This is a genomic window from Pseudomonas sp. (assembly GCF_037994325.1).
Classification (GTDB): Bacteria; Pseudomonadota; Gammaproteobacteria; order Pseudomonadales; family Pseudomonadaceae; genus Aquipseudomonas.
On record NZ_JBBNAH010000485.1, the window covers coordinates 1 to 1,881 of the forward strand.

1 protein-coding gene and 2 pseudogenes are annotated in these 1,881 nt (G+C 61.3%); 1 reads left to right on the forward strand and 2 read right to left on the reverse strand.

The features are described 5' to 3' along the window. Positions 1-172, reverse strand: a pseudogene (locus AAAB16_RS16505) (AI-2E family transporter); the annotation flags it as partial. A gap of 26 nt (positions 173-198) precedes the next feature. Continuing rightward, positions 199-1,275: a DUF2066 domain-containing protein gene (locus tag AAAB16_RS16510; protein WP_340664298.1), complete on the reverse strand. Its 1,077-nt coding sequence runs from the start codon at positions 1,273-1,275 to the stop codon at positions 199-201. A gap of 256 nt (positions 1,276-1,531) precedes the next feature. On the opposite strand from AAAB16_RS16510, the pseudogene AAAB16_RS16515 reads away from it, so the two are divergent. Beyond that, a pseudogene (locus AAAB16_RS16515) lies at positions 1,532-1,881 on the forward strand (methyl-accepting chemotaxis protein); the annotation flags it as partial.

Here is a 1,881-nt window from a genome sequence, read left to right on the forward strand (position 1 = left end):
CTGCCCAGGTGCGCGAGAGTTTCCAGCTTTCCAGCTTGTCGGCGATCGGGTCGCCCATATAGGCCAGCAAGATGCCGATCAGAAACGGCGAGAGAATCGGGTGAATCGCCCACAACAGCCCAACGAGCAGCACCAGCGCGGCAATCCATAGCCAATGACGTGAATCGGTCATGCGCAAAAACCTCAACGGGAAAGGGTTTACCAGCCGTAGTGCAGAACGTTGGTTGCAGGGGCCGGAACCGGCGCAGTCAGCGCAGGCGCTTGGCCAGTCGGTGCGGCACTGGCGTCTACCGGTGCTGTTGCGACGGGCTCAGGTGGTAGCTCACGCATACGCGCCAAGGCCAATTGCGCACGCAACTGCTCGGCGCTGGCTTTGACCCGGTAGGTCAGGCGATCAGCAACAATGCTCTGCAGGCGCGCATCAAAGGGTTCTAACAAACGTTGTAGTTCGGCGTAGCGTGTCAGGTCGGCGCCCTGGATATCCAAGGTCAAGTCTTGCGCAGCGCCTTGAGCGGCGACGAAATGTGTGGCCAGGCGTTGGCTGACGGCCAGCAGCACGGCATCAGCCAGTGCGTCGGCGCTGGCGCCTTCGGCTTTGCCTTGTTCGCGGCTGTCGCCCAGCCAAAGACGCCACTGCGCCTGCCATTGACCGCCCTCTTCTTTGGCGTTGACCGCCAACAGCGCATCGGCGCCGTAACGCGAAGACGCTTCTTTCAATGCATCAGGATTGCTGGCAGTGAGATTTTCCGCAGTGCCGGCGAGCTGTTCATTGAGGTCCGCAATCGGCAGACGCAACGGCAGGCCTCGGTTTTGCGCGGCACGTTGCAGCGGCGCGGCGGCCGGTTGGCTGTCGCCGACCAGACTGCTGCCATCGCTTGTGTTGTTCAGCCACCAGGTCAGCACGGCCGGGCGGTTCGCGCTCCACAGCGGTATACCGGCTTGGCGCAGGCTGCGCTCAGCGCTGATGGCGTCGAAGTCCACCACCAGTACCTGCGGCGGGCCATTTTCATAGCCGTATTGGCTGACCAACTGCTGTGGGTCTTTGCGCAGTTCAGTAATGGCCGGATTGTTCAGCGCCTTGCTGTCGCCGGTCAGGCGCAGCACCAACGTATCCAGTGCACTACTGAGGGCGGCAGCGCGCTCATCCGGTTGCTGGCTGGCTACCGGTTGGCGCACTTGGTAGAGGTCTTCGACCGTGGCGGCCTGGCTGACCAGGCTGCACAACGACAGGCTCAAGGCCAACAACGGGCTGAACAGTGAGGCGGACAAACGCATGGTGGGCTCTCGACTCGGGGAATGGCGGCAGGGCGCTTGTGGGCATAGACCCAGGGTACTGCTGCAAAGTGCCCTACCTTAAACAGCCGGCTTGGGCGCTGTCGAGAGCAGACCCGGCAGCCTGCATAAATTAAGGCTTTACTAGCAAATCAGATGTGCCACTCAACAAGCGCAGCGGCCGGCCGATATGCATCGGGTAAGGCATGCTGTGCGCACCAAGGTGCATTCGGCGACAACCAAAAATGAGGGATCTGCGGTGTCGATAAAACTACGTTTGCTCCTGCTCACTGGCACCGGCTTATTGGCTGCGCTAATCCTCAGTCTGGTCAGCTTTATTGGCAACCATCAGGTCGCCGAGGCGGTGCGCGCCAACCAGGTCAGCCTCAATGCCCTGCGCAACCATATGGAAGCGGACATGATGCACGACGCCCTGCGCGCCGATGTGTTGGCCGCCATGCTGGTCGGCCTGGGCAAAAGTTCGACCACTGCCGCCGAGGCGCGCAGCAGCCTGGAAGAACACGCTGGGCATTTTCGCGAAGTGTTGGCGGAAAACCTCAAGCTACCGGTTAACGATGCCATCAAGGCCGGCCTAAATAAGGTCAAGCC